This is a genomic window from Ruegeria sp. CE6 (assembly GCF_056537485.1).
The window spans coordinates 960175-986197 of the sequence record NZ_JBQFRR010000001.1 but is presented as its reverse complement, the minus strand read 5'-3'; the positions used below and the strand labels follow the sequence as shown (position 1 = coordinate 986197).

The window sequence follows — 26023 nt, the reverse complement described above, 5'->3', positions numbered from 1 at the left end:
AGGATTCCCCGATGTCAGACCAGCGCGCCGAACTTACTTGGACGGAAGACCAGATCCCGGTCTCGGATCGGTTCGATGACCCCTATTACTCGTTGCAGAACGGGTTAGAGGAAACGCGGCATGTGTTTCTGGCAGGCAACGATCTGCCAACGCGCTTTGTACCGGGGTTTCACATCGCTGAACTAGGCTTTGGCACCGGCCTGAATCTGTTGACCGCGTGGTCGGCGTGGGAAGCAGCAGGGCAGACTACACCTTTACGGTTCACCAGCTTCGAGGCTTTTCCGATGGCGCCTGACGATATGGCGCGTGCTTTAGCCGCCTTCCCCGAGATGACACCGTGGGCCGATCGCTTTCTGAAAACATGGAATGGGCAGAAATGCGTGCTGGACACGTTGCATCTTGAGGTCAACGTCGGAGACGCGCGCCAGACCTTGCCCACATGGGCAGGTGAGGCAGATGCGTGGTTTCTGGATGGCTTCTCACCCGCAAAAAACCCCGAGCTGTGGGAGGCTGACCTGATGCAGCAGGTGGCGGAGCACACGATTCAAGGCGGTACAGCGGCAACCTATACTGCCGCGGGTTTCGTGCGTCGGGGCCTATCCGACGCAGGTTTTGATGTTACCCGCAGCCCCGGCTTTGGCCGTAAACGGCACATGACCCGGGCGGTGAAGCAATGAGCCAGAAGAACAACGTCAACGCCGGTATAGCGCTTATGGTCAGCGCGACGATCGTGTTTGCTTTGCAGGATGGGATTTCGCGCCATCTGGCCGGTACCTACAATACGTATATGGTGGTGATGATCCGGTACTGGTTCTTTGCCGCATTCGTGATTGCTCTGGCTGCGAGATCTAGCGGAGGTTTGCGGGCGGCGGCGCAAACCAGCCAGTTGGGACTCCAGATATTCCGGGGTGTGTTACTGGCCGCAGAAATTTGTGTCGCCGTTTTCAGCTTTACCATTCTGGGCTTGATTGAAAGCCAGGCCGTTTTCATCAGCTATCCGCTGTTGATCGCTGCTCTCAGCGGCCCGGTTCTGGGTGAGAAAGTCGGCTGGCGTCGCTGGGCCGCCATCGGGGTCGGCTGCATCGGGGTGTTGATCATCCTGCAGCCCGGTGCCGGTGTGTTCAACCCTTGGGCTGTGATCCCGCTGATCTCGGCGTTTATGTTCGCGATTTATGGCCTGCTGACACGGTATGCGGCTCGGCGGGACAGTACCGCGACCAGTTTTTTCTGGACTGGGGTGGCTGGTGCAGTCGCAATGACTGCTGTCGGTGTCTGGTTTTGGGAACCCATGGCCAGCAGCGATTGGTTTTGGATGGGGTCGCTTTGCATCGCAGGCGCTCTGGGACACTGGCTATTGATTAAGTGCTACGAAATGGCCGAGGCCAGCGCCGTGCAACCCTTTGCCTATTTCCATCTGATGTGGAGCGCAATTCTCGGCATCACGATCTTCCACGAAACCCTGCGCCCCGAGGTTGTTCTGGGCGCAGCTTTGGTGATCGCGGCGGGCCTGTTCACCTTATGGCGCGAACGACGAAAGGGTTGAACCGGTTAGTTCCTTTGAGAATGGCACTGGTAAAGCTGGCTGCCCAAGCCGAGCGCGATAGACCGGCAGGCTTTCGGCGACACGCATGACATAGTTGCGCGTCTCCTTGAAAGGAATGGTCTCAATCCAGTCGATCACGTCCACCTGGCCCCGGCGCGGGTCGCCATAGCGTTCCATCCACGAAATCGGCCGTCTTGGCCCCGCGTTATATCCAGCGGCCATCATCACGACATTGCCGTTGAAATCCTCTGCAAGCGTTGCAAGATAATTCGCCCCCAGCTTTGCGTTATATTGCCAGTCCGAGGTTAGGCGCGCGGTTTTATGGCCACCCAGAATACCCAAATCCTGAGCCACAAGTTTGGCGGTAGCGGGCATGACCTGCATCAAACCGCGCGCGCCTGCGCCACTGATGACTACCGGATCGAACTCACTTTCGCGTCGGGCAATTGCCAGTGTCATTTCCTTCGCCATGGGAAGTCCCATATCTGCGACCGGGTGCACTGGGTAATAAGCGGCAGGCAAAACAACACCGGTTGTTGCCGCGCGCTTGGCGATCATGACGGCCAGATGCGGTTCGTTCAGTTCGATCACCAGGTCACCCAGCTGAGCGGCTTGGGTTTGATCGAGACCTTCCACCAAATGGGTCAGAAACCGTTCTGAAAGGTTTCCCTCTCCTGCGCGCTGCAACAGCAATCCAGCCTCCAACACGCTTGAGTCAGCGAATGCGGCTTGTTTCCAATGCGGCGCGCGGCGTGGGTTGGCCAATTCGCTGTCAAACGGACGGCCGATTTGTTCCGCCGCCAGCAACCCGTAGAACGAGGTCTGATAGTTCGCGCCTTCGGCATAAGCCTCGTGCGCCTTGTCAGCATCCCCCTGCGCCGCATAGGCGCGGCCCAGCCAATATCCACCTCGGCCCTTCGAAATCGGCGATTGCACCGCCTCCGAGAAATTCTGGAAATGCCGCACCGCCGTGGCCGGATCATTCAGCTTGCGCAGCGCCAGATATCCCGAGAGCCACTCTAAATCAGCGTAGCCATAGCCCATTTCGGGGGTCATGTGGTGATTGGCGGCAATCGCATAGGCGCGTTCGGCATCTCCCGTGCGCATCTCAAGACGTGCCAGTCTGCGTCGCCCTTCCGCCCATTTGTCGGGTTCACCCAGCGATTTTGGTCCGGTCGAGCGTGCCAACATCAGATCAATGGCGCTGTCGTCCAGTTCTTTGCGATCCCGCCACACGAAACGATCAAATGCCAGGCCAGGGTCTTTGGCCAGTGATTCCGGCACTGCGGCGACTTTGCCGTCCACTCCGTTTTCGCGCTTTTGCAGGGCAATGCGCGCCTCGGCCAGTTTGCGCTGATCAGAGTTGACCAGGGGCAGCATCCGCCCGGCGCTGACCAGATGCCCATCCCACAACATCCGATCCAACCTGGCCTCGTGATGTGGTCTCAGAAGTTTCCCGAAGTTCTCAAGATAATCCTTTTGCAGGCCCGACCCCATCGGCATAGTTCGCCACGCGGTTACGACGTCGGCTTCTGCTTCACCATTGCGGCCTTGGCTTTTCAAAGCCACGGCATAATTCAAAGCACCTTCTGCTGTTTGCGGAGGCATCCCTTCGTAGAATTTCAGAACTCGATTCGGATCGGCCCCGGTGAATGATGGCTCGCTTTTACGGCGCAGCCAGGCCAAACCGGGCCAATCCGGGCGCCGCTCAAGAAACACCAGCACATCGCCCGAGCTACCAAAACCTTCGCGTAGCCAATGCCAGACAATAATGTCACGCGCCACCGATCCACGCTGGCCTGCCACGCGCAGCGCGGCATTCCAATCGCCCTTGCGCATCTCATAGAGCCCCGCGCGCAAATCCTGCGTCGCATCCGCCCGAGTGGCATGCGGCTGTAGCATCAGCGCCAGAATCATCGCTATTCCAAGCGACAGAATACGTCTCATCCCTTGCATTCCCCAACAAACCAAGGATACAGCCATGCAGGATAAACCTTGCGCCGCCGGGATCAACTCACAAACCCTTAATCGTGACAGACCGGTGCGCAAAAAACACCTAAGGAGCGTTCCATGTTTAAAGGCTCAATGCCAGCCCTGGTCACCCCGTTCAGCAACGGCGCGTTGGACCTGGAAACGCTCAAACACCTGGTGGAATGGCAAATACAGCAAGGTTCGACCGGTCTGGTTCCGGTTGGTACGACCGGCGAAAGCCCGACCCTCAGCCATGAAGAACATGAAACGGTTATCGCCGAAGTGGTGAAGGCTGCAGCAGGTCGCGTGCCTGTCATCGCAGGCGCGGGCTCCAACAATACTGTCGAGGCAATTCGGTTTGTTCAGTTTGCGCAAAAAATCGGTGCGGATGCGGCGCTGGTCGTAACCCCCTATTACAACAAGCCGACCCAGAAGGGGCTGCTGGCGCATTTCCAAACTCTGCATGACAGTGCCGATATCCCGATCATCATCTACAATATCCCGGGTCGTTCGGTCATCGACATGACTCCTGCAACGATGGGTGAGCTGGCGAAACTGCCGCGCATCATCGGAGTCAAGGACGCGACCGGAGATCTGGCGCGCGTCAGCCAGCAGCGTGCAAGCTGTGGTGCGGATTTCTGCCAGCTGTCCGGGGAAGACGCGACTGCACTGGGCTTCAATGCTCATGGCGGAGTGGGCTGCATCTCGGTCACCGCAAACGTGGCTCCGAAGCTCTGTGCTGAATTCCAGCAGGCAACGCTGAATGGCGACTACAAAATGGCGCTGGAGTATCAGGACCGCCTGATGCCCCTGCACGAAGCGATCTTCATCGAGCCCGGTCTGGTTGGCGCAAAATACGCGCTCAGCAAACTTGGCCTGTGTAGCACCGAAGTGCGCTCGCCTCTGACCGAGCTGGAAGACAGCACCAAAGCCGCTATCGAAGCAGCAATGGCGCATGCTGGATTAACCTGAAATCAATATACGGACTCGTAAGGGCGGCCTCGAAGATCGAGCGCCGCCCTTTTTTAATTCGGGATCCAAATTTCATCTGGCTAGAAATACCTCGGGGGAGGCGCGGCTTGCCGCGACGGGGGCAGAGCCCCCATCAACGCTTGCCGTAGTACAACCCAACCACATGCTCTGCTTGCGCGAAGAACAACCAGCGTGAAACAGCAACGCCGGTGAGATGCGACAACACCGCCACAAGCGCAAAGACATGCTTGATCAGAACGCCGCCAAAGGGGATCAGAAGCAGCAGTAAAGGCAGCACAAAAGCCAGACCAAAAGATATCATCCGTAGTTTCTGCGCATGCTTCCGACCGACCACATGCACAAACTCACGCAGCAGATAGTTTGTACCTGTATGAGGTGGTTCGAATGCGCGGACAGCGCCTCGCTCACCAAGCCCTGTCGCGGTTGCCAGCGTGGTTCCCGATCGGGACAACGCATCGTCGCCCTTGGCCCAATAGGCAAGCTGTACAGCGCCGGCAATAGCCAGCAACCAAGGGGCAAGCGCTTCCGCTCCGGCCAACAAAGCACCGCCTGCAAGGCTGAACGACAAGAACATGGCCGGTGTCAGGTTCATGTTCCAGCGAGGGATGGTCTTGAGCTGCGTGTAGATCATCGATGTGGTGAAGACCGTGGCCAGCGAGAATGCCGCCCCGATCCAGCCCAGCACACCCCAGCGTTGGCCTAGAAAGACCGCACCAATGGCATAGAGCCCCATGACGAGCAACGCGATGACCGCGCACCAGCCCTCGCGGCTGAGCCAGCTTGAGCGCCACTGGGTGAAGGCTTTCCAGGCACGCTCTGGGTGGCCGAGGTGGAAGGTCGACGCGAGCAAACCTCCGACGGACAAGCCATAGGCAATTGCGAAAAACACAAACGCGACCCAGCCCGAGACGTCAGGTATGCCGAGCCCCAGGAAGAACAAGAGTCCAAATCCGAGGCCGGACAGGGTGGTAAAGATGATAACGGAAGGTGCCGGGTGCATCAGAGCTTCTCCAGGGTCTTGTCGAGCCAGCCGAGGAAACCCTTGGGCTCTTCGGCGACCGGGGCCAGCAGAGGGGCCAGGATGTCAATCTGCTCCTCAATTTTGTCCTTGGGTCGAGGCGGCAGGTATTTATTGACGGGTTTGGTGCCCATTTCAGGCATCAGGTCCATGCCCTCACGTTCAGCGACCAGCTTGCTGACATCGCTGTCGGGGTCTCCGAGATCGCCAAAGTGCCGGGCACCCGCCGGGCAGGTGCGAACGCATGAGGGCACACGATCCACTTCGGGCAGGTTCTCGTTGTAAATCCGATCGACGCAAAGCGTGCATTTCTTCATGACACCTTCGGCCTGATCCAGCTCGCGCGCGCCATAGGGACAGGACCACGCGCACAGGCCGCAGCCGATGCAGTCACTTTCGTTGACCAGAACGATTCCGTCCTCAACCCGCTTGTAGCTCGCACCAGTGGGGCAGACGGTCACGCAGGGTGCGTCTTCACAATGCAGGCAGGATTTTGGGAAGTGGATCAATTGGGCATGCCCTTCGGCGGGTTGCACCTCGTAAGAGTGCACCCGGTTCAGGAAGGTGCCTGAAGGGTCAGCACCATAAGCATCCTGATCCGACAGTGGCGCGCCGTAGTTTTCGGTGTTCCAGCCTTTGCATGAAATGACGCAGGCATGGCAGCCAACGCAGGTGTCCAGATCAATGACCAGACCCATCTTGCGTTCGATTGATTGGGGGAGCTGGGTCATGACTGCCTTGCCTCTGCGATTGTGGTCAGGGCGGGCTGGGGCTCTGCCCCAGACCCCGAGATATTTATAGCCAAATGAAGAACGGATCGGGTCATTTGCCCACCTTCCAGGCCAAATCCTTTGGCCCTTGCCCGACCGGCGATTTGATTGGAGCGAATTCTGGCTGGCTTTCAGCATCGCTTGGAGCGGCGGCCTTTTCGATTTTTACCTTCAGATCGAACCAGGCGGCCTGACCGGTGATCGGATCAGAGTTTGCCCAGCGCAGGCCGTCACCTTTGGGGGGCAGCAGCTCGTGGATCAGGTGGTTGAGCAGGAAACCCTTGGTGGCCTCGGGGGCGTCTTTCTGCAAGGCCCAGGCCCCTTTGCGCTTTCCGATGGCATTCCAAGTCCACACGGTATTGTTGTTCAGCGCAGCCATCTCCATGACGGGTACCGTGATCTCGCCATGTGGAGAGCTGACTTTGGCCCAATCGCCGTCTTGCAGCCCGTGTTCACGCATCAGCTTGGTCGGGACGTATAGCGGGTTGCGCCCATGTAGCTGACGCAACCAGGCGTTTTGTGTGCCCCAACTATGATACATCGCCATTGGCCGCTGGGTCAGAGCGTTGACGGTGAAGCCTTCATTGCCGGTCTGATCGGTTTCGTACCAAATGGGCAGGGGGTCCATTGTATCTTGGATCTGCGCGCGCAGGTGATCTGGGGGCTGGCGTTCCCCGTAGCCTTCGGCGGCCAGTTGGAATTTACGCATCGGCTCGGAATAGAGCTGGAATAGATAGGGCTGTGGGCTGTCATAGATACCCATGCCCACAGCCCAGTCTTGATAGGCAGTGTTCCAAGGTTTGTAGTAATCCGCACCTTCGGGAATATGCGCGACATAGAAGCCACCATTCTCGATGTATTGGTTCAATTGGTTGGGGTTAACCTCGCCACGACCTTCCTTGTCGCCGTTTTCGCCCCGGAAACCGGCAAGCGGTCCAATGCCCGGCTTACGTTCGTGGTTGACGATATAGTCGGCGTAATCCGTCCACTTGGCGCTGCCATCATCGTTGGTAAAGCCGGGCAGATCCATGCGATTGGCCAGATCAATCAGCACCGACTGGAAGCCGCGTACGTCGCGGTCGGGTTCAATCACTGGCCAGCGGATCGCGTCTGCCGCTGCCTCGGCCTCGCAGATCGGGCGGTCCAGCAGCGAGATACAGTCGTGTCGTTCCAGATAAGTTGTGTCGGGCAGGATAAGGTCGGCATAGGCCACCATTTCCGAGGAATAAGCATCGGAATAGATGATATGCGGGATCACGTAGTCGCCGTTCTCATCCTTGTCCGTCAGCATCTCCATGACACCCTTGGTGTTCATGGTCGAGTTCCAGGACATGTTCGCCATGTACATGAACAACGTGTCGATCTTGTAGGGATCGCCCGCATGTGCGTTCGAGATCACCATATGCATCAGCCCGTGGCTGGACATCGGGTTTTCCCATGTAAACGCTTTGTCGATCCGCGCCGGGCTGCCGTCTTCTTTAAGCGCCAGATGCTCGGGGCCGCGAACAAACCCCAGATGCGGCCCGTCCAGAGGTGTATTCGGAGTCACCTTACAATGCGGAGTCGGATGCGCCTCAACTGGCTTGGGGTAGGGCGGCTTGAAGCGGAAGCCGCCGGGGACTTCGACCGTTCCAAGCAGGATCTGCAACACATGCAGGGCGCGGCAGGTCTGGAAACCGTTCGCGTGGGCCGAAACGCCGCGCATCGAGTGCATCGCGACGGGGCGACCAATCATCTTCGAGTGTTTCTCGCCCCGGAAATCGGTCCATTCATGGTCCAGTTCGAACGCTTCATCAAATGCCACACGGGCGAGCTCGCCAGCAATCGCGCGAATGCGGGTCGCTGGTACGCCGCATTTTTCTGCGATTGCCTCGGGGGCGTATTCATCCGCCAGATACCGTTCTGCCATGTGGTGGAAGACGGGGCGGTGGGTGACACCGTCCTTTTCGTAGGTCGCTGATAGGTCAGGGCGGACGCCGGGGGTGTCGAAAGCAGTCAGCTTGCCGGTATTGCGGTCGATGACCAATGGCTTGCCGTCATCGTCTTTCAGGAACAGACCCTTTTCCGGACCGTCGGATGCGTTGATCAGGACCGGCGCGTTGGTGTAGCGACTTAGGTAATCCAGATCGATTTTGCCTGCCTTCATCAGCACATGGATCATCGACAAGATGAACAGGCCATCGGTACCGGGGGTGATGCCGACCCAATCATCTGCCACGGCGTTATAGCCCGAGCGGATCGGATTTACCCCAATCACCCGGGCACCGCGCGCCTTGATCTTGCCGATGCCCATTTTAATCGGGTTGCTGTCGTGGTCTTCTGCAACGCCGAACAGCATGAACAGCTTGGTGTGATCCCAGTCGGGCTGACCGAATTCCCAGAATGCACCGCCCATCGTGTAGATGCCACCGGCTGCCATGTTGACCGAACAGAACCCGCCATGGGCCGCATAGTTACAGGTGCCGAAATTCTGTGCCCAGAAACTGGTGAAGCTCTGGCTCTGATCACGGCCGGTGAAAAAGGCCAGTTTCTCAGGGTTGTCTTCGCGGATCGGTTTTAGCCAACCGACAGCGATCTCGAGTGCCTCGTCCCAACTGATCTCTTCGAACTCGCCAGACCCACGCGGGCCGACGCGTTTGAGCGGTGCGCGTAGGCGCGACGGGGCGTTCACCTGCATAATCCCCGCGCTGCCTTTGGCGCAGAGAACGCCCTTGTTTACTGGATGATCCCGATTGCCTTCGATATAGGCGACCTTCCCATCCTTCATGTGCACGTTGATACCGCAGCGGCAGGCACACATATAGCACGTGGTCCGGCGGATCTCGTCTGACACGGGTGGGGATAGGTTGAGGTTCGGTTGTTGATTCACGCTGTCTCTCCCTGTGGCGGATCGCCTTGGTACCTGTACGTGTTGAACACACTGGAGCGTAAGCACACCGGGCTCAACCATATAGAGGAAGAGAGTGCAGGCACCCCCTTCCTCTGCTTTTCTTTAAGCGGACCGGTTGAACCCGGTCCGACTTATGTTTTTGACAGCATTCAAACCTGCTGCAGACGCATGTCGCTTGCGTCGATACCTGCAACCTCAACCGGCTTCTTCATCGCGTCGCGACGGAAGGGTTCACCCAGTTCCTGGTTGATCATTGCTTCGATCAGGGTGGTGATGCCGTTCTTCTGGTCCTCGATCGCCTGGCTCAGCGCCGCTGTCAGTTCATCCTGAGTGCGCGCGATGACGCCTTTCAGGCCACAGGCGTTGGCGATGCCGGCATAGGACACTTTTGTGTCCAGCTCGGTGCCGACGAAGTTGTCATCGAACCACAGGGTCGAGTTGCGCTTTTCCGCACCCCACTGGTAGTTGCGGAACACAACCTGAGTGATGGCGGGCCATTCTTCGCGACCGATGGCGGTCAGTTCGGTGACTGCAATGCCGAAGGCACCGTCGCCAGAGAAGCCGACAACCGGTACATCCGGGCAGCCGATCTTCGCGCCAATGACCGAAGGCAGACCATAGCCACAGGGGCCGAACAGGCCGGGGGCCAGATACTTGCGGCCTTCTTCAAACGAAGGATAGGCGTTGCCGATGGCGCAGTTGTTGCCGATGTCGGACGAGATGATCGCCTCTTTCGGCAGCGCGGACTGGATCGCGCGCCATGCTTTGCGCGGGCTCAGCCAGTCCGGCTTGGCAGCGCGAGCGCGCTCGTTCCAGGTGGTGCCCGGATCGTCCTGCTCGTGATCCATCGAGGTCAGTTCTTGCGCCCAACGCGATTTGGTTTCGGCGATTTTCGCCTTGCGCGCGTCGCGGCCTTCGTCACCGGCTGTGTCGGACAGTTGGTTCAGGATGCTGGTGGCAACGGTCGCCGCATCGCCCACGATACCAACCGAGACCTTCTTGGTCAGGCCAATGCGGTCGGGGTTGATGTCGACCTGAATGATCTTTGCATCTGCAGGCCAGTACTCCATGCCGTAACCTGGAAGGGTCGAGAACGGGTTCAGGCGGGTGCCGAGGCACAGAACAACGTCTGCTTCCTTGATCAGCTGCATACCGGCTTTCGAGCCGTTATAGCCCAGCGGGCCAGCGAACAGTGGGTGCGAGCCGGGGAAAGCGTCATTGTGCTGGTAGCCAACGCAAACCGGAGCGTCCAGACGCTCGGCCAGTGCTTTCGACGCTTCGATGCCGCCTTTCGACAGAACGGTGCCTGCACCGTTCAGGATAACTGGGTTCTTTGCGTTCGACAGCAGAGCGGCAGCTTCGGATACGGCCGATGCACCACCCGAAGGCAGTTCAAACTCAACAACAGCAGGCAGCTCGATGTCGATCACCTGAGTGAAGAAGTCGCGCGGAACGTTGATCTGCGCAGGTGCCGAAGCGCGCTTGGCGTTCATGATTACGCGGCTCAGAACCTCTGCCATACGGCTGGGGTCACGCACCTCTTCCTGGTAGCAAACGCAGTCTGCGAACATGCGCATCTGCTCCATTTCCTGGAAACCACCTTGACCCATGGTCTTGTTTGCGGCCTGCGGAGTGACCAGCAGCAGCGGAGTGTGATTCCAATAGGCAGTTTTGACGGCGGTCACAAAATTGGTGATGCCGGGGCCGTTCTGGGCGATCATCATCGACATCTTGCCGGTTGCGCGGGTGTAGCCGTCAGCCATCATGCCGCCGGACCCTTCGTGGGCACAATCCCAGAAAGTGATGCCTGCTTTGCCAAAGATGTCGGAGATCGGCATCATGGCCGAGCCGATGATACCGAACGCATGTTCGATGCCATGCATCTGCAGGGTTTTTACAAAGGCTTCTTCGGTGGTCATCTTCATCTGCGTAATCTCCGATCATAGAAGGATGGAACGGGGGTTTTGCACCCAGTTTTCTGATCGGTTTTGGCGTACGGGTGTCTGTGGCGTTAGGGCCAGAACCGGTAGCGGTTTAAGTCCAGAGCGCTTAAGAACGCCGGATCGCTTCAGCAATCTGTTGGATTCCCGGTTCGATACGATCCGACGAGATTGAAGAGTAGCCCAGCCGATAAAAGTTCTTTGGCCTGTTCTGGCTTGAAAAAAATGCCTCACCCGGTTCGATATGGACGCTTTGGCACTGCAGGTCTCGGGCCAGTTTGCTGGTGTCTACATGCAGCGGCGCTTGCATCCAGATCGATGATCCGCCCAGCATCCCGCGCCCAGCAACAGTCAGACCATATTGTCCAATCGCCTCCTCAATCGCTTCGCGACGGCGTTGCAGCGTTTTAGACATGCGCCGGATCTGAGCATCATAGTGGCCGAGCGATAGGAAGTAGGCTGCGGTTCGCTGCATGTGGCCAGGAGGGTGACGCAAGACCAGAGATCGCAGGGCGCGCGCTTCACGGATAAAGGGTTCGGACCCGACCATGTAGCCCAATCGAAGCCCCGGAAACAGCGACTTGGAAAAGCTGCCTACGTAGATCACCCGCCCATCGCGATCCATTGACCTGAGCGCCGGTGACGGGGCCCCGAGAAATGACATTTCGAATTCATAGTCATCCTCGACGATCATGGCATCCAATTCGCGGGCACGACGCAGCAGTGCATGTCGGCGGTCCACCGGCATGGTCGCGGTTGTCGGGCTCTGGTGGCTGGGGGTGGTGAATATGACGTCGGTATCGTCAGGGATTGTTTCCGGGGGCAACCCGTCCCGGTCGACCTTCAGATAAGACAGCTTGCATTCCGAGTGAATCAGAAGATCGCGCAGGGCGTAATAGCAGGGGTCCTCGATCGCTGCCCTACGGTTCCGGTTCAGCAATATGCGAGACGCCAGCCAAAGGGCGTTCTGAGCGCCCAGGGTGATCAAGATTTCTTCGGGCCGGGCTACAATTCCACGGCGGGGAAGAGTATGCCGGGCGATGAATTCAAGCAGCAGCGGGTCATCTTGATCGACATAGTCCCCGGTCAGAGAATCAAAGTCCTTATGTCCCAACGCCCGAACTGCGCAGAGACGCCAGTTTGCATGATCGAACAGCTTTCTGTCGACTTGGCCATAAATGAAGGGATAGCGGTAGTCACGCCAGTTGCTGGGTTTTGTCAGCACATCACCGCCCGAGAAACGGCGGGCAAACGCCTGATCCCAGTCAACCACTTCGGTGTCGCGCCGCACTGGCGTGTAGGTCGGCGGCACTGGCGCATTTTCTGAAACATAGTATCCCGACCGGCCTTTGGCGGTCAGGTAATCATTGGCCAGCAGTTCAGTATAGGCAAGCGTGACCGTAATCCGGCTGACACCCAAATGGGCAGCAAGTTTACGGGACGAGGGCAGCTTTTCCCCGACGTGGAAGCGTCCTGACAGAATGCCTTCGGCAATCAGCTGTTGCAGCTGCGCCTGTAAGGTGCCTTGCCCATTGCGTTCCAAAAAGAATGTGTCGACCGAAATACCCATTGCATCGTTATAGGTTGGACCTAAGGCGGTGGCAATCTGGACTTATGGCCCTGCGAACCATGTTGGGAGTTTTACGCACACGTGTGGTTGACGCAGGATACGAATTAAACTAAATAACCAGAAATCTAGTTTAATAGAGATAAAAGATGTGGGAAGAAGCTGCCGCAGGTTTCTCTGCCATGGGCTCGGAAGCCCGATTGAAGGTTCTTAAGACCTTGGTTCGTGCTGGGGAAGCAGGCCTGACCGTTGGAGAAATTCAGACGAGGACAGGAATCGCGCCCTCGACTCTGGCGCATCATCTGCGGTTTCTGGCTGCTGGCGGAGTAGTTGAGCAAGAGAAGATCGGGCGTAGCACGATCAACCGCGCGTGCTTTGACGAATTGAGAAACCTGGCGCAGTTCATCCTTAGTGAATGCTGCGCAGACGAAATCGGAAAGGCCGCAAACGATGGCTGAACTAACACAAAACCCCAAGCCACTTGCCAGAAACCTGATCGACCTGATCAAAACGCCCTGGGCTCTGATCGTGGTCATACTGGCGCTGGTGGCCGTTCTTGATCCGGGCAACTGGACCGAGGTTGTGAGTTTTGCAGCCAAAGCGCTTGCGCATACGGGCCAGTACATCCTGTTTGCTGTTCTGCTGCTATCATACCTGAAGGCAACTGGGGCCGAAGTGATGGTCGCCCGTGCATTTGAGGGTCGCGAGACACGGATGATCTTTCTGGCCGCGTTGTTTGGCGGGCTGGCCCCATTTTGTTCCTGCGAAGTGATCCCATTCATCGCAGGTTTGCTGGCTCTGGGTGCGCCATTGTCGGCCGTGATGGCATTCTGGCTCAGTTCACCGTTGATCGACCCCCCGACGTTGCTGATTACTGCGGGTGCGCTGGGTTGGCCGTTTGCAATTGGTAAAGCGGTTGCCGCTGTCGCGTTGGGTTTGTTCGGCGGGTTTGCCGTGCGCACCCTGATGCGGGGAGGTGCCTTTGCGCAGCCGTTGCGTGAATACAAACCCGCTGGTTGCTGCGGTTGCGGACCAAAGCAAGATGACAAACCCGTCTGGAAGTTCTGGCAAGACCCTGACCGTCGGACGCGCTTTCGGGCCGAATTCGTTCATAACGGTCTGTTCTTGCTCAAATGGCTAGCGTTCGCCTACGTGCTCGAGGCGCTGCTGGTCAGCTATGTTCCGGCAGACCTGATCGCCCGGGTTGTTGGTGGTGAGGGTGTTGTGCCAATTGTCATCGCTGCCTTGGTCGGAATGCCTGCCTATCTGAACTCTTACGTCGCACCACCGCTTCTTGCGGGTCTGATGGAACAGGGTATGAGTGCGGGTGCTGCGATGTCGTTCATGGTGGCCGGCGCCGTCAGTTCGATACCTGCGATGGCGGCCGTGTGGTCACTGGTGAAACCGCGCGTCTTTGCCACCTATCTGGGTTTGGGCATCAGCGGTGCCATCGTAGCAGGCATCCTGTTTCAGATGATCTGAACAAAAAAACCGCCCGGTTGAGCCATCGGGCGGTTTTGCTTTTCTAGCTCGCTTCGCAATATCGTGGCAGTTTGAACCGATACCTTGGCTCTCCAGTTTCAACGAAAACCCGTTTCTCGATACAGGCTTGGGTTCCAACTGTCTGAGCAATCGGCCCTTCGGTCGAGGTGATTGATGCTGCTGAGCCATCCGGCAAGCGCACCGAAGCAATGACCCCGTTCTTGAGATCGCCATTGATCGGTGTCGCCGACAAAACCGCGACGGTGAGAAACGCCTCGTGCTCGTGCTTGCCGTCGTCATTCAGCAATAGCAAGCCAGCGACTATTGCAATCATCACTACGGCACCTGTAATGGCCAACCACCAGGATTTCAGGAACACATAGATTGAAACGGCACGATGCGCGTCGAAGAATAAGGATAGAACCTTTAGCATCAAATCACCCAAAAATCGGGTCCCAGCTACTTGAGGCCGGGACCATGCGCATCTCAGGGGCGCAGATCGTCTTCGTCTTCTTCATCACCACCACCCTTGGGCAGGTTGAAGAAGCTATCCGCATCGACGATGGGCTCTTCTTCTTCCTTCTCGTTGGTGTCCTCGGACAACGAGAATGTCTCGAGACCTTCGATCGCGGTCGGGATCTTGGGCGCTGAATCCATCTCGAGCGACTGTTCGGTCGAGACCAGTTTGCGACGCTCATCATCGCTCATCACGCCACCTTCGGCTGCTTTCTTGGCCGCGGCCTTTTGCACGATGGCATCCAGTTCGGATTGTTTGCACAGTCCCAGGGCAACCGGATCGATCGGCTGCATGTTCGAGATGTTCCAGTGCGTCCGCTCGCGGATCGACTGGATGGTCGGCTTAGTGGTGCCGACCAGCTTGGCAATCTGGCCGTCGCTGAGTTCTGGGTGGAACTTGACCAGCCACAGGATCGAGTTCGGACGGTCCTGACGCTTGGACAGCGGGGTGTAGCGCGGACCACGGCGTTTCTCTTCGCCTGATGCCGCCGGATTGAATTTCAGCTTCAGCTTGTGCAGCGGGTTGTTTTGCGCGGTGTCAATTTCTTCCTGAGTCAGCTGGTTGTTGGCAATCGGGTCAAACCCTTTGACACCTGCAGCCACATCACCATCCGCAATACCCTGCACTTCCAGCTCGTGCATGCCTACGAAATCCGCGATCTGCTTGAAGCTGATCGTGGTGTTGTCCACCAGCCATACGGCGGTTGCCTTGGCCATAAGCGGTTTTGCCATCAGCCCGTCTCCTATAAATACATCTGTCCCGTCGCCGGAATTCGGCGGCCCCGAAGCTATGGGGCAGGTTTCCGTTGTCGGGGAACTTGGGGCCTATATAGTCGCGACAGCTAAAGAAGGGAAGAGGCGAATGCGCTGGGCGATTTTGTGGGTGCTGAGTGCCATGGCTGCGATGGCCGAGGGCGAAAAGGCGGGCGATTTTGACTACTACGTCCTGTCGCTCAGCTGGTCGCCCAATTGGTGCGCCCGCGAAGGCGATGCGCGCGGCTCGGATCAGTGCGACACGCGACACGATCATGGGTGGATATTGCATGGGCTCTGGCCGCAATTCCATCAGGGCTGGCCTTCGTATTGTCGCACGTCCGAAGCGCCACCCACACGCCGCATGACGCGGGAAATGGAGGATATTCAGGGCTCATCCGGGTTGGCCTGGCATCAATGGAAAAAGCACGGCACCTGTTCGGGCCTCAGTGCACCCGACTATTTCGCCCTGTCGCGGCAGGCTTATGCAGGAGTTGCGCGCCCCGAAGTGTTCCGCAAGCTGGACGCTACGGTCAAACTGCCCGCTTCGGTGGTGGAAGAGGCCTTTCTCAAGGCCAATCCCACGCTTGAGCCTGACATGATCACCATCACCTGTAAGCAAGGCTATATCGAAGAAGTCCGCCTATGCCTGTCCCGCAATCTTGACCCGGTGCCCTGTGGCCGCGACGTGATCCGTGATTGCACCGCTAAAGACGCGGTGTTTGATCCGATTCGTTAGAGCTTTTTGTTCTGGCAGTCGCGCGCATAATCCAGCGCTTTGGCGGTGCCTTTCAGATCAATCGCCATGACGGTCTGACCTTCTGGATTGTAGACGGTCATGGTCTTGTTCTGCGCAATCGAGGTGACGAAACTCCGGTCCGTAAAGAACACCGTCGCGCCGGGCACGCGATCCTGCTTGAACCCGATGGCGGTGGCATCAAAGCTCTTGCCGTCCAGATCAAACCGGATCGGATATTGTTCCCCCGGTTTAATGTCGCCCCAAGCCTTGTTGTAGACAGTGAAGTATCCGCGATCGTCCAGTGCGTCATAGCCTAGCCGCACCACCGAAAGATCCTGATACACCGTCTGGATCAGGCACCCATTGCCGAGGTTGGGGTCCATCATGATGTTCCAGCCTTCGACGAAGCCTTTGTCGATGAGTGCCTGCGACAAGGCAGCAGTGGCGGTGAAGGCGGCTAGGGTTAGGGCGAGAAGGCGGGGCATATTTGAAATCCACAGAGTTACGTTGTGAAACTGTGCCCAAGTTACAAGTTTCGACAGCCCAGCCAAGAGCATTCTTTTATTGCGCCCCAGATACTAGGTCGTATTCAGCCAATCTGAATTCTAAGATCACCTAGCTTGTGGAGCGTTCGTCGTGAAGTAATAAAGCTACTAAGAAACTTATAGGCAGGACCCGTCGAAATTAGGCTTCAACTCGACTATGGTGTCATTCTGGGCTTCCCAAAAAACGAGCCAACGAAGCATGCAGGGAAAAGACTGTTTTTCAAAATACGCATAGCTTTTTCCTTTTGAAATAGAAAATCCATCTTGCTCTAGAAATCGGACCAGCTCTTGCTCTTTCAGCGGCAATGGGTATTCAGCGATTATCCTTCGAGCAAACTCTTTGTCAGCTTCGGCAAAACTGTCGGGCAGATTTCGCCCGATTTTTGGAGGTAGCGGAAACGGCGGGGACAGCAACAAGTGAATACCAATCACGACAATCAGCGCAGATGCACAAAAAACTATAATAAACTTTCGCATCAAATGCTTAACCTCCAAGAAATCCTAAGAAAGTGCTTGGTTTCTACAAGGCACGCAAGGAGCAGGCGACTACAAATCTAGATCTCCTTCCGCGCCCGCAACGCCGCAGTAATCGTCCCGTCGTCTAGATAGTCCAACTCTCCCCCAATCGGTACACCTTGCGCCAGGGATGTCAGACGAACCTGCCCCTCCAACTGATCAGCGATGTAGTGGGCAGTGGTCTGGCCATCGACGGTGGCGTTCAGGGCGAGGATGATCTCGCTGATACTCTCGGCCACAACCCGGTCCTTCAACCGGGGGATACGCAATTCATCCGGGCCGACCCCGTCCAAAGCCGACAAAGTGCCGCCCAGAACGTGATAGCGACCCTTGAAGACCCCGGCACGCTCCATCGCCCAAAGGTCGGCGACGTCCTCGACCACGCACAGCTCTCCGGTTGCGCGAGCCTCGTTGTTACAGATGTCGCAGATATCAGTGGTGCCCACATTGCCGCAGTTCAGGCATTCACGGGCAGTTACGGCTACCTGCTGCATGGCGTCAGAAAGCGGCGTTAGCAGCAGGGCGCGTTTACGGATCAGGTGCAGGACTGCGCGGCGGGCCGAGCGGGGGCCGAGACCGGGCAGCTTGGCCATCAGGTCGATCAGATTGTCGATGTCACTGTTCGAACTCACCGTGAGACCCTCGCAATTGGGCCAGAGAAACACGCCCCGGCCATAGATCCGTCAGGAGGGTGTATCAGAACGGCAGCTTGATGTCTGCGGGCAGGCCCATGCTTTCGGTCAGCTTGGCCATTTCTGCCTGTGAACGTTCCTGCGCCTTGGTTTGGGCGTCCTTGATCGCGGCGAGGATGAGGTCTTCGACCACTTCCTTATCGTCACCGTTAAAGATCGACGGGTCGATATCCAGACCTTTCAACTCGCCCTTGGCGGTCGCGGTGGCCTTGACCAGCCCGGCACCGGATTCGCCGACAACCATGATGGTGTTCAGCTCTTCCTGCATGTCAGTCATCTTGGTCTGCAGATCCTGCGCGGATTTCATCATCTTGGCCATGTCACCCAGGCCGCCTAAACCTTTTAGCATCGGTAATCTCCTGTCACTCGATTTGTGGCCTAGATACGAAGCGTAACCGTGCGGCACAAGAGGTCAGGATACTCCCGCCCGTCGTCAAGGTCTTTGGCAAGACCTTTCCTCCCGTTGGGCCCGGCAGCGCGCAAGGCGCGCTGCCGGGCCCAAAGCCGCTCAGGGGTATCGGCGCCAGCCGATGGCCCGTGGCGGGTGCGGGAGCATTTGGTTGAGGTGCGCTTATGCTCGAAAGTCAGTCCTCTTCAAACGGGTCCCATTCGTCTTCGACCTCGGGCAGGGCTTCGGTTTCGACTTGAGCGGCGCGTTGTTCTGCGGTTTCGATGCTCTTGATCCGCGCTTTCGGGAAATGAGTCAGCACTGCTTGCACCAGAGGATGCTGTTCAGCCTCGGCTTTCAGGGCCAAGTCTGCAGCGTCCCGTACCTCGGCAATGGTCGGTGCGTTGCCCTCAGCGACAATAGAAACGGCCCACCGGTTGCCTGTCCAACGCTGCAGCGACGCGCCCAATCGTTGTGACAGGTCGGTCGGGGCGTTGTCGGTTGGGGCGAACTCGATCCTGCCTGGTTGGTAGGACACCAGACGCACGCCGTTTTCAACCTCGACCAACAACTTCACGTCCCGGTTGGCTCGGATCAGTTCGACCACATGTTCAAATGTTGGATAGCGTGCCAGAGCTGCCTGCACATCTTGGGCTAGCGCGGCTGTTGGCCCGCCTGCGTTGCCGCCGATTCCCGATGCGGCATAGGCCGATCGGGCCACAGCCTGTGGCGCGGCAGGAGCATGTCCCGGCGCACCGATTCCCTTGCCGGGGCCACCATTGGGCGGCGGAGGCGTATCTTGCAGACGCTTGATCAGCTCCTCCGGGCTAGGCAAGTCGGCCACATGGGTCAGGCGGATCACGGCCATTTCCGCAGCCATCATTGCGTTGGGTGCGGCGGAAACTTCCTCGAGCGCTTTCAGCAGCATTTGCCACATGCGTGTAAGGACTCGCATGGGCAGAGCCTCGGCCATTTGTTGACCTCGGGCGCGTTCGTCGGGGGAAACGGTGGGATCTTCGGCGGCATCCGGGGTGATCTTGACCACCGAAACCCAATGCGTGATTTCAGCCAGATCGCGTAAGACGGCGAGTGGATCAGCCCCTTCGGCATATTGCCCGCTCAGCTCGGTCAACGCGCCTGCAGCATCGCCGCGCAGGATCATATCCATCAGATCCAGCACCCGGCCCCGATCGGCCAGCCCCAGCATCGCGCGCACCTGATCCGCGCTGGTTTCACCGGCCCCGTGCGAGATCGCCTGATCCAGCAGTGAGGTCGCATCGCGCGCCGATCCCTCGGCGGCCCGGGTGATCAACGATAACGCATCCTCGGCAATCTGTGCCCCTTCGGCACCTGCAATTTTGCGAAGCAGTCCGATCATATCCTCCGGCTCGATCCGGCGCAGATCAAAGCGCTGGCAACGGGACAAGACGGTCACCGGGACCTTGCGAATCTCGGTGGTGGCAAAGATGAACTTCACGTGTTCGGGGGGTTCTTCCAGCGTCTTGAGCAGCGCGTTGAAAGCGCTGGTCGACAGCATGTGAACCTCGTCGATGATATAGATCTTGTAGCGCGCGGACGCAGCGCGATAGCGGACGCTGTCGATGATCTCGCGGATGTCATTGACACCGGTGCGGCTGGCGGCGTCCATCTCCATCACATCGACATGGCGGCCCTCCATGATGGCTACGCAGTGTTCACATTGACCGCAGGGTTCGGTGGTAGGGCCGCCGCTGCCATCGGGACCGATGCAGTTCATACCCTTGGCTATGATCCGAGCGGTCGTCGTCTTGCCGGTACCGCGGATGCCGGTCATGATGAAGGCCTGCGCGATCCGGTCCGCCTCGAAGGCGTTTTTCAGAGTGCGCACCATGGCGTCCTGACCGACTAGATCGGCAAAGGTTTCGGGGCGGTATTTGCGGGCAAGAACCTGGTAGGCGGGGCTGGGCGTCTCGGTCATGTCTGCTCTGTCGGATTCGCGTTACGCCGCAGCGTAGAGGCCCCCGCCGCCCGCGTCCACAGCCGGCCGGGACGATTTTCATTTTGGAATGCGTGGGTATGCGGCTAAAATCCACTCTATTCTATTTACTGGACCAGTATGTTGTTGGGTGAAGTTTGTTTGGGGGGAGATTATGTCGCAACTGGTGGTTTATGCGTTGCAGGTTGGCGGAGGCACCTTGGCCTTGTCCTCGATGCCTGGGCGTGGAGGAACGTATACAGAAGACCTTGATCTTATCGCAGACTGGAAGCCGGGACTTGTGATCTCGATGACCACTGAGGTCGAGATGATTCAGGATGGTGCGCGGAATTTTGGCGCTGATATTCAGGGGCGTGCCAGCAGATGGGTGCATTTGCCGATCGAAGATTTTGGCACGCCACCCAAAGAGATTTTGGACCGCTGGCCCCGCGTTGGCGCGACCGCACGTCAGGCGTTGTCAGGTGGTGGCCGTGTGCTAGTGCATTGCCGTGGTGGCTGTGGCCGATCCGGGATGGTGGTTCTGCGTCTGATGGTTGAATGCGGTGAACGGCCTGAGGCGGCATTGAAGCGATTGCGTACGGTGCGTCCTTGCGCAGTCGAGACAAATGCCCAGATGCTTTGGGCCGTTGAACCGGCCCGTGTTCAAGCCGTTTGACGGCTTAGACACCAACATGTGGCGAGATTTCGCCACCGTTGTGCTGCACCAGAAGCGAAGCCTCAAGCATGGCGCAAGGAGGATTCCTTAGCAGGTGTGCGGGTAGGCTGCGGTACTCGGTTCCGAACATCATGTCTGCGTAGTCATCCAGCCGGCCGGTATCGATTTCAGGATCGGTTCCGCAGAATACACGTATCTGGTCGCATTGGGCGCGAAAGCGGGCGGTGCATCCTTCCGGGCAGTGCGACAGATCTATGGTGCCTTCAATCTCAAACTCAGATTTCGTGACCGGTTTTGTGGCGGACATGGCCTGCGTCAGAGCCCGCGCCATTTGCGCCAGTGCGGGGCAGGTTGCCCCAGTACGTTGGCACACGGTCGCCGCGAATTCGTGCGTTTTAGTCTTCCAGATCATCAATGCGCCCTCCGCGCGCAGGGCGAGGGCGTGGTACAGGTTGGTCCGTGCGGAGCACGATCAAACCCGTCCCGGACACCCCGCCCGAGTTTCGGTTCTACATCCGATGGCAGGTCTCCTGACTTGCGGGTCATCGCTTTGCCGACCTTCCCAGCCTTCGAGGCCAGTGGTATCTCGGCATTGCTCTCCGCTTACAGTTGCGGGGGCAGTCTCGGACTAGGTTCTTTCCGGATTTATCCGGGCAGAACCGCACCGTGTTCCCTTTTCATCCCGGCCCGATTGGGCGCGAGAACCATCGCGACATGGCTAGCGGCTGCGCCGTGCCCGAGTCAAGAAGATTGCGTCAGGCAAGTGACGTATGGTCCAGTCACGTCAACCTTGACTTGAGGCGCTTCGGGTGAACTGATCAGTTCAGTCGGTATTGGAGGGCACCATGTTGGACACGCAGCAGGCGGTTGTGACCGAGGATTTTCAGATCCCGTCCGACCCGGCAATGTTGTCGGCGCGGCTTTACCGTCCGGTTGCCGACCCCGAAAAGGTGGTCGTCATAAACGGTGCGACTGGGGTGCCGAGGGATTACTATCAGCACTTCGCCCGATGGCTTGCCGAGGAACAGGGCATGGCCTGCCTGACCTATGACTACCGGGATTTTGGTCACTCTTTGGTGGGTTCGCAAAAGCGGTCAAATGTCACCATGGCCGATTGGGCGTTGATCGACATTCCAGCCGCCCGGGCCGAGATGCGCCGACGGTTTCCGCAGGCCAAGCTATGGAGCATCGGTCATTCCTTGGGCGGAATGTTTGGTCCGATCCAACCCGATATCGATCAGATTGACAGGATGATCTGTGTCTGTTCGGGTCTGGTAACGCTGGCGGATCACCCTTGGCCTTATCGCGCTTTGGCGGCGTTGTTCTGGTATGGTCACGCGCCGCTGGTGGTCAAGGCGCTTGGCTACCTGCCCGGACGGTTGGTCGGGTTTGGATCGGACCTGCCTGCCCAAGTCTATTGGCAATGGCGCAAATGGTGCACCGCCCCCAAAAGCTATGTGCCAGAGATCGGCACGACACTGCCCGCCGCCCGCTGGGAAGACTTGGGCAAACGTGTCGATCTGTTTACCTTCGCAGATGATGAAATGGTGCCGCCGGATGCTGTCTGGCGTCTTGCCGATCTCTATGGACCCAAAGCCGGGCGCCATCTGCTTGCACCAAGCGAATTCGGAGTATCCAAGATCGGCCATATCGGTGCATTCGCAAGACGGAATGCGGCAGTCTGGCCTAGGCTAATCGCCTGATAGCGCTGGGCACCGGTAGGCCGGTGCCCAGCTTCGTTATAGCCCTTTACGGGATTTTTTCTCGTGCATCACGCTGCGCACCATCTTGCCGAACGCCTTGTCGCGGGCGCGGGCCTGCGCCACCGAAGCGGAATTGTGTTGGTCTTCGCGCCGCAGCTTGCGCCAGCGGTCCAGCCGCGCGGGATCAAGCGTACCAGAGTCGATTGCCGCCTGCACCGCACATCCGGGCTCGGTCTCGTGCTGACAATCCGAGAAGCGGCAATTCAGGCTGAGGTCTGAGATGTCCGAGAACACCTCATCCAACCCCTCTTGCGCATCTAGCAGACGTAACGCGCGCATGCCGGGCGTATCGATCAGCCAGCCGCCATTGCGCATGCGATGCAAGGCGCGTGAGGTTGTTGTGTGCCTGCCGCGCGCATCGTCTTCGCGAATACCTGCGGTGGCCTGATCCTGCCCCGTCATCCCGTTGGCGAGCGTCGTTTTCCCAACGCCGGATGATCCAATCAAGGCGCTGGTTTGTCCTTTCGGACACCACGACAGAACTTGTTCGAGATCGCCGTGATCCAGCGCGTTGACCGCAAGTACCGTCAGAAACGGGGCGAGCGATTGGGCTTGATCTACATAAAGGCTCGGATCATCGCACATGTCCGATTTGGTCAGAACGACCACCGGATAGCAGCCTGCCTGATGTGCCAGCGCAAGATACCGCTCCAATCGTGGCATATTGAAATCGGCGTTGCAGGAACTGACGATGAACAGCACATCAACATTTGCAGCAATCAGCTGCGCCGCTGCCCCTGTACCTGCGGCCCGGCGCTGCAGCAGGCTGCGCCGGTCCAGCACGCGGCGTATGCGTTTGTTTTCATCCACCAGAACCCAATCTCCGACGGCATATGCACCGGTTGATTGATCCAGAGATAACAAAGGCGATTCACCTTCAGGGCTCAGCCCGATCAGTCGATCCCGGTGTACGGCCGAGATGCGATACGGAAGAAGTGACGGATCAGCCGTATGCTGAGCCGCGAAATGAGAGGACCATCCGAGGTCCGGAAAGGAAAGTAACATTGGTCTGCCTGTGATCAGAAACAGCAATCCCGTCGAATGGCAATCGCGCATCCGCCGACGACGTGTTCAGGCAATCAGTTGATCGGAAAGGATCAGAACCGGTCTGCCCGAAGGGTTTTTGCTACAATCATAAACGCCCTCCTGCGGCTGATAGGTTCTAAGTGAGAGGTTGGACATCGACCCAAGCGGGGCTCGTTGTGGCTGCTTCCTTCCGGACCTGACCAGGTTGGCGAGGCGCTCGCCCGCGCCAACCTCTCAAAGCCGATATAGGTGCATCCCCTGAAAATGGCAACCCGTCAGAAGGTCAGATGAATACGCATGAAACCATCCGCAACGTCGGGCAGAATGCGTGGATGATACTCAGCAAGCTCTGCAACATGGTGTAGCGCGCGCGGCCCCGTTGTCAGGATCGCGCCCTGCCTTTGGTTTGGTACAAAAGAAAAGGGGCGCGGTGCATGCGCGAGTGGGTCGGCGGGCAATGTGCCCGCGACGTATTTGCATAGAATATCCTGTATGCTGATCTGAGGCAGGTCAATCATACGGGCTTGTCGCGCAATTGGAAAATGACCACCGCCATTGGCGCGGTAGTTATTGGTGGCGACAAGGAAACTCTGGTCAGGCGCAATCGGCTGCCCATCGAATTCCAGGTTGCGAATGCGGGAAAATGCCGGATCAATCACTCGACCGAGCGTATCGAACCGCGCCGGTTGCGAAAGATCGATCTGGTAGGTGACGCCATGCAGGACATCGAAATTGAAGCCCGTGCGCTGAGGATCGGCAAGATCGATCGGGGCGTCTGAGCCAAGTTGATGGAACAGCCCGGCTGACATCTCAAGCCAGTCCCGAATCTGAGAACCTGAGGCCAGCACCGCGCGCAATTCATTAGGAAAGACACTGAGATCGGCGATATGTCGAACTGAAATCTCGCCTGAGGGGATATCCGTGTAGTACTTGCTTCCTGCGCGCCCGCCGAACTTTGCCGGGGCGGCTGACGATATGATAGGCAAATCTGCCCAGTCGGTATCGACCAAATGCGGGCGTAGGGCAGCGGCCTGAGCCGCCGCAACCAAGGCCAGACCGCGATCCGGTACGCAATATGAGAAGTAGCTGTGCAGCGTGTGTGAGATTGTGCCCACTGGCCTGGTCACCCTTTTGCGCGTCGCAGCGTGGCCGGTCGCAAACAGCTCTGTGATCCTTTGGCATTCGGGTATTTCTGTACCCGATTGAGCGATTGCCCGTGCTTCGACATGGCTGCCTGTAATGCGCCAATCGCCGGTGGTATCTTTTTGCAGTGTCAGATCAATGATCCCAAGATGAGACCCGGCCCAACCCTGCATGACAACCGGCGTTCCATGGACAAGCCCCCGCGTACTGTCGACGAATGGATAACCATCATGCGCCTTTCCGGGCAGTGTCAGATGGGTGTGGCCTGCGACGACGGCATCAATCAGCGGCATCTCGGCCAGCGGGATGATCGCGTTTTCCATATCCGGCTCGGCCATTGCCGATCCCAGTCCGGTATGCGCAAGGGCGACAATCAGGTCGCAACCTTGCACGCTGAGATCTTCAGCAGCGCGCCGCGCAGCGGCCAGAATGTCTGTTACCACGACCCGGTCCGTTAGCAGATGTGCTTCCCACTGTGCGGTTTGAGAGGGCAAAACAGAAAGAACCCCGATGCGGATTGCGGTGTCCTGTCCATTTAGTCTGACAACCCGATGCAGAAGGGTGTGTGCATCCCAACCTTGTTCGGTCTGAGTGGTTTGCATATTGCTGCAAATCATTGGGCAGGCGGTTTGGCGAGCGATGCGATTGACGAGTTCCAGCCCAAATCCGAAATCGTGATTACCCAATCCGATCGCGTCATAGTTCAACGTGTTGAACGCGCGTGGCAGGGGATGGGCGTCTGGCACGTTTTCAGCTGCCCAGTTGCCAAATGGCGTTCCCTGCAGGCTATCACCATTGTCAAACAACAGCACAAGGGCGTCATCGCGTTCAGCCTGTCTGCGCGCCTCGTGAATCAGGCTGGCGGTACGGGTCAAACCAATCGCGGGTTCGGGGCGATCCGAATAGTAATCATATGACGTCAGGTGCATGTGTAGATCGGATGTAGCAAGGATTCGAATCCGTGCGCTATCACCCGCATCTCTTCGTCGTCGCATTAAATGCTTTGATTTCAATATCTTCAACTTCTAGCTGTCAGTGTGCCAACGTTTCCACCATGAGGTCGATTTAATGCAATTTCCGGGGCGATGCTGCGGTCATTCCGCGGCAGGGTCAAAAAATGTTTGGTCGATACCCGTTG

At 58.0% G+C, this 26023-nt stretch carries 24 protein-coding genes, 1 other RNA gene and 1 riboswitch; of the genes, 8 read left to right on the top strand and 17 right to left on the bottom strand.

Annotated features, from left to right (window positions below; translation table 11 throughout):
• Positions 1-11: 11 nt before the first annotated feature.
• Positions 12-677 carry a tRNA (5-methylaminomethyl-2-thiouridine)(34)-methyltransferase MnmC2 gene (mnmC2, locus tag ACR0DK_RS04875; protein WP_223117119.1) on the top strand — a complete coding sequence of 222 codons (666 nt, stop codon included), beginning with the start codon at positions 12-14 and terminating at the stop codon, positions 675-677.
• The gene (locus ACR0DK_RS04870) at positions 674-1543 is read left to right on the top strand and encodes a DMT family transporter (RefSeq protein WP_223117118.1); all 870 of its coding nucleotides are present in this window, start codon (positions 674-676) and stop codon (positions 1541-1543) included. The genes mnmC2 and ACR0DK_RS04870 overlap by 4 nt, the downstream gene beginning before the upstream one ends.
• Here the strand turns inward: ACR0DK_RS04870 and ACR0DK_RS04865 are convergent.
• Positions 1517-3490 carry a transglycosylase SLT domain-containing protein gene (locus ACR0DK_RS04865; RefSeq protein WP_480734978.1) on the bottom strand — a complete coding sequence of 658 codons (1974 nt, stop codon included), beginning with the start codon at positions 3488-3490 and terminating at the stop codon, positions 1517-1519. The genes ACR0DK_RS04870 and ACR0DK_RS04865 overlap by 27 nt on opposite strands.
• A gap of 123 nt (positions 3491-3613) precedes the next feature.
• Here ACR0DK_RS04865 and dapA point away from each other — a divergent pair, with 123 nt between their 5' ends.
• Complete coding sequence (gene dapA, locus ACR0DK_RS04860) at positions 3614-4486, top strand: 4-hydroxy-tetrahydrodipicolinate synthase (RefSeq protein WP_480734976.1); 873 nt, start codon at positions 3614-3616, stop codon at positions 4484-4486.
• 133 nt (positions 4487-4619) lie between these two features.
• Here the strand turns inward: dapA and ACR0DK_RS04855 are convergent, their stop codons facing one another.
• The 5 genes from ACR0DK_RS04855 to pdxR form a co-directional block, all read right to left on the bottom strand.
• On the bottom strand, positions 4620-5507 hold the full coding sequence (locus ACR0DK_RS04855; protein WP_480616087.1) for a dimethyl sulfoxide reductase anchor subunit family protein: 888 nt from the start codon (positions 5505-5507) through the stop codon (positions 4620-4622).
• Positions 5507-6256 (bottom strand): 4Fe-4S dicluster domain-containing protein, encoded by a 750-nt coding sequence (locus ACR0DK_RS04850; protein WP_480734973.1) that lies wholly within the window; start codon positions 6254-6256, stop codon positions 5507-5509. The genes ACR0DK_RS04855 and ACR0DK_RS04850 overlap by 1 nt, the downstream gene beginning before the upstream one ends.
• Before the next feature lie 91 nt (positions 6257-6347).
• Positions 6348-9164: a molybdopterin oxidoreductase family protein gene (locus ACR0DK_RS04845; protein WP_480734971.1), complete on the bottom strand. Its 2817-nt coding sequence runs from the start codon at positions 9162-9164 to the stop codon at positions 6348-6350.
• Between the two features lie 170 nt (positions 9165-9334).
• Positions 9335-11110 (bottom strand): sulfoacetaldehyde acetyltransferase, encoded by a 1776-nt coding sequence (gene xsc / locus ACR0DK_RS04840; protein ID WP_170398722.1) that lies wholly within the window; start codon positions 11108-11110, stop codon positions 9335-9337.
• 124 nt (positions 11111-11234) lie between these two features.
• Positions 11235-12695 (bottom strand): MocR-like pyridoxine biosynthesis transcription factor PdxR, encoded by a 1461-nt coding sequence (gene pdxR, locus ACR0DK_RS04835; protein WP_480734968.1) that lies wholly within the window; start codon positions 12693-12695, stop codon positions 11235-11237.
• A 146-nt stretch (positions 12696-12841) separates the two neighbouring features.
• On the opposite strand from pdxR, the gene ACR0DK_RS04830 reads away from it, so the two are divergent.
• Together ACR0DK_RS04830 and ACR0DK_RS04825 are read left to right on the top strand one after the other, a co-directional pair.
• Positions 12842-13150 carry an ArsR/SmtB family transcription factor gene (locus ACR0DK_RS04830; protein ID WP_170398716.1) on the top strand — a complete coding sequence of 103 codons (309 nt, stop codon included), beginning with the start codon at positions 12842-12844 and terminating at the stop codon, positions 13148-13150.
• Positions 13143-14174: a permease gene (locus ACR0DK_RS04825; protein ID WP_170425783.1), complete on the top strand. Its 1032-nt coding sequence runs from the start codon at positions 13143-13145 to the stop codon at positions 14172-14174. The genes ACR0DK_RS04830 and ACR0DK_RS04825 overlap by 8 nt, the downstream gene beginning before the upstream one ends.
• Before the next feature lie 43 nt (positions 14175-14217).
• Here the strand turns inward: ACR0DK_RS04825 and ACR0DK_RS04820 are convergent, their stop codons facing one another.
• Complete coding sequence (locus ACR0DK_RS04820; protein WP_223117116.1) at positions 14218-14607, bottom strand: hypothetical protein; 390 nt, start codon at positions 14605-14607, stop codon at positions 14218-14220.
• A gap of 53 nt (positions 14608-14660) precedes the next feature.
• Complete coding sequence (locus ACR0DK_RS04815) at positions 14661-15422, bottom strand: DUF1013 domain-containing protein (RefSeq protein ID WP_170406573.1); 762 nt, start codon at positions 15420-15422, stop codon at positions 14661-14663.
• A gap of 130 nt (positions 15423-15552) precedes the next feature.
• Between ACR0DK_RS04815 and ACR0DK_RS04810 the strand changes: the two genes are divergently transcribed.
• A complete protein-coding gene (locus ACR0DK_RS04810; protein ID WP_170508836.1) occupies positions 15553-16182 on the top strand; it encodes a ribonuclease T2 family protein in 630 nt (209 codons plus the stop codon).
• Here ACR0DK_RS04810 and ACR0DK_RS04805 read toward each other — a convergent pair.
• From ACR0DK_RS04805 to ACR0DK_RS04785, 5 genes are all read right to left on the bottom strand, one after another.
• Positions 16179-16667, bottom strand: a complete 489-nt coding sequence (locus ACR0DK_RS04805; protein WP_223117115.1) for a hypothetical protein — start codon at positions 16665-16667, stop codon at positions 16179-16181. The two genes, ACR0DK_RS04810 and ACR0DK_RS04805, sit on opposite strands and share 4 nt — an antisense overlap.
• A gap of 177 nt (positions 16668-16844) precedes the next feature.
• Positions 16845-17204, bottom strand: coding sequence for a hypothetical protein (locus ACR0DK_RS04800; RefSeq protein ID WP_223117114.1), 360 nt, complete (start codon positions 17202-17204; stop codon positions 16845-16847).
• Positions 17205-17281: 77 nt separating this feature from the next.
• Positions 17282-17875, bottom strand: coding sequence for a recombination mediator RecR (recR, locus tag ACR0DK_RS04795; protein ID WP_480734964.1), 594 nt, complete (start codon positions 17873-17875; stop codon positions 17282-17284).
• Positions 17876-17939: 64 nt separating this feature from the next.
• Positions 17940-18284, bottom strand: coding sequence for a YbaB/EbfC family nucleoid-associated protein (locus ACR0DK_RS04790; RefSeq protein WP_170398693.1), 345 nt, complete (start codon positions 18282-18284; stop codon positions 17940-17942).
• A gap of 235 nt (positions 18285-18519) precedes the next feature.
• Positions 18520-20280, bottom strand: a complete 1761-nt coding sequence (locus ACR0DK_RS04785; protein ID WP_170406564.1) for a DNA polymerase III subunit gamma/tau — start codon at positions 20278-20280, stop codon at positions 18520-18522.
• A gap of 172 nt (positions 20281-20452) precedes the next feature.
• Between ACR0DK_RS04785 and ACR0DK_RS04780 the strand changes: the two genes are divergently transcribed.
• On the top strand, positions 20453-20953 hold the full coding sequence (locus ACR0DK_RS04780; protein ID WP_170398687.1) for a phosphatase domain-containing protein: 501 nt from the start codon (positions 20453-20455) through the stop codon (positions 20951-20953).
• A 4-nt stretch (positions 20954-20957) separates the two neighbouring features.
• Here the strand turns inward: ACR0DK_RS04780 and ACR0DK_RS04775 are convergent, their stop codons facing one another.
• The gene (locus ACR0DK_RS04775) at positions 20958-21365 is read right to left on the bottom strand and encodes a hypothetical protein (protein WP_170398684.1); all 408 of its coding nucleotides are present in this window, start codon (positions 21363-21365) and stop codon (positions 20958-20960) included.
• A 91-nt stretch (positions 21366-21456) separates the two neighbouring features.
• A riboswitch (cobalamin riboswitch) is annotated at positions 21457-21677 on the bottom strand.
• A 121-nt stretch (positions 21678-21798) separates the two neighbouring features.
• Between ACR0DK_RS04775 and ACR0DK_RS04770 the strand changes: the two genes are divergently transcribed.
• Positions 21799-22656 carry an alpha/beta hydrolase family protein gene (locus ACR0DK_RS04770; RefSeq protein ID WP_480734961.1) on the top strand — a complete coding sequence of 286 codons (858 nt, stop codon included), beginning with the start codon at positions 21799-21801 and terminating at the stop codon, positions 22654-22656.
• A 36-nt stretch (positions 22657-22692) separates the two neighbouring features.
• On the opposite strand, the gene rsgA is transcribed toward ACR0DK_RS04770, so the two are convergent.
• The 3 genes from rsgA to ACR0DK_RS04755 form a co-directional block, all read right to left on the bottom strand.
• The gene (gene rsgA / locus ACR0DK_RS04765; protein ID WP_480734959.1) at positions 22693-23721 is read right to left on the bottom strand and encodes a ribosome small subunit-dependent GTPase A; all 1029 of its coding nucleotides are present in this window, start codon (positions 23719-23721) and stop codon (positions 22693-22695) included.
• 159 nt (positions 23722-23880) lie between these two features.
• Positions 23881-23979, bottom strand: an RNA gene (gene ffs, locus ACR0DK_RS04760) — signal recognition particle sRNA small type.
• Between the two features lie 38 nt (positions 23980-24017).
• Complete coding sequence (locus ACR0DK_RS04755; RefSeq protein ID WP_480734957.1) at positions 24018-25880, bottom strand: bifunctional 2',3'-cyclic-nucleotide 2'-phosphodiesterase/3'-nucleotidase; 1863 nt, start codon at positions 25878-25880, stop codon at positions 24018-24020.
• Positions 25881-26023 lie beyond the last annotated feature (143 nt).

Excerpts from the sequence above, each read along its gene's own strand:
- ACR0DK_RS04870 (WP_223117118.1), top strand. The coding sequence starts at position 674 with ATGAGCCAGAAGAACAACGTCAACGCCGGTATAGCGCTTATGGTCAGC.
- ACR0DK_RS04815 (WP_170406573.1), bottom strand. The coding sequence starts at position 15,422 with ATGGCAAAACCGCTTATGGCCAAGGCAACCGCCGTATGGCTGGTGGAC.
- pdxR (WP_480734968.1), bottom strand. The coding sequence starts at position 12,695 with ATGGGTATTTCGGTCGACACATTCTTTTTGGAACGCAATGGGCAAGGC.
- ACR0DK_RS04785 (WP_170406564.1), bottom strand. The coding sequence starts at position 20,280 with ATGACCGAGACGCCCAGCCCCGCCTACCAGGTTCTTGCCCGCAAATAC.
- ACR0DK_RS04850 (WP_480734973.1), bottom strand. The coding sequence starts at position 6,256 with ATGACCCAGCTCCCCCAATCAATCGAACGCAAGATGGGTCTGGTCATT.
- ACR0DK_RS04770 (WP_480734961.1), top strand. The coding sequence starts at position 21,799 with ATGTTGGACACGCAGCAGGCGGTTGTGACCGAGGATTTTCAGATCCCG.
- ACR0DK_RS04820 (WP_223117116.1), bottom strand. The coding sequence starts at position 14,607 with ATGCTAAAGGTTCTATCCTTATTCTTCGACGCGCATCGTGCCGTTTCA.
- ACR0DK_RS04755 (WP_480734957.1), bottom strand. The coding sequence starts at position 25,880 with ATGCGACGACGAAGAGATGCGGGTGATAGCGCACGGATTCGAATCCTT.
- ACR0DK_RS04780 (WP_170398687.1), top strand. The coding sequence starts at position 20,453 with ATGTCGCAACTGGTGGTTTATGCGTTGCAGGTTGGCGGAGGCACCTTG.
- xsc (WP_170398722.1), bottom strand. The coding sequence starts at position 11,110 with ATGAAGATGACCACCGAAGAAGCCTTTGTAAAAACCCTGCAGATGCAT.
- ACR0DK_RS04825 (WP_170425783.1), top strand. The coding sequence starts at position 13,143 with ATGGCTGAACTAACACAAAACCCCAAGCCACTTGCCAGAAACCTGATC.
- ACR0DK_RS04775 (WP_170398684.1), bottom strand. The coding sequence starts at position 21,365 with ATGATCTGGAAGACTAAAACGCACGAATTCGCGGCGACCGTGTGCCAA.
- ACR0DK_RS04790 (WP_170398693.1), bottom strand. The coding sequence starts at position 18,284 with ATGCTAAAAGGTTTAGGCGGCCTGGGTGACATGGCCAAGATGATGAAA.
- ACR0DK_RS04810 (WP_170508836.1), top strand. The coding sequence starts at position 15,553 with ATGCGCTGGGCGATTTTGTGGGTGCTGAGTGCCATGGCTGCGATGGCC.
- mnmC2 (WP_223117119.1), top strand. The coding sequence starts at position 12 with ATGTCAGACCAGCGCGCCGAACTTACTTGGACGGAAGACCAGATCCCG.
- ACR0DK_RS04805 (WP_223117115.1), bottom strand. The coding sequence starts at position 16,667 with ATGCCCCGCCTTCTCGCCCTAACCCTAGCCGCCTTCACCGCCACTGCT.
- dapA (WP_480734976.1), top strand. The coding sequence starts at position 3,614 with ATGTTTAAAGGCTCAATGCCAGCCCTGGTCACCCCGTTCAGCAACGGC.
- ACR0DK_RS04800 (WP_223117114.1), bottom strand. The coding sequence starts at position 17,204 with ATGCGAAAGTTTATTATAGTTTTTTGTGCATCTGCGCTGATTGTCGTG.
- ACR0DK_RS04865 (WP_480734978.1), bottom strand. The coding sequence starts at position 3,490 with ATGAGACGTATTCTGTCGCTTGGAATAGCGATGATTCTGGCGCTGATG.
- rsgA (WP_480734959.1), bottom strand. The coding sequence starts at position 23,721 with ATGTTACTTTCCTTTCCGGACCTCGGATGGTCCTCTCATTTCGCGGCT.
- ACR0DK_RS04855 (WP_480616087.1), bottom strand. The coding sequence starts at position 5,507 with ATGCACCCGGCACCTTCCGTTATCATCTTTACCACCCTGTCCGGCCTC.
- ACR0DK_RS04830 (WP_170398716.1), top strand. The coding sequence starts at position 12,842 with ATGTGGGAAGAAGCTGCCGCAGGTTTCTCTGCCATGGGCTCGGAAGCC.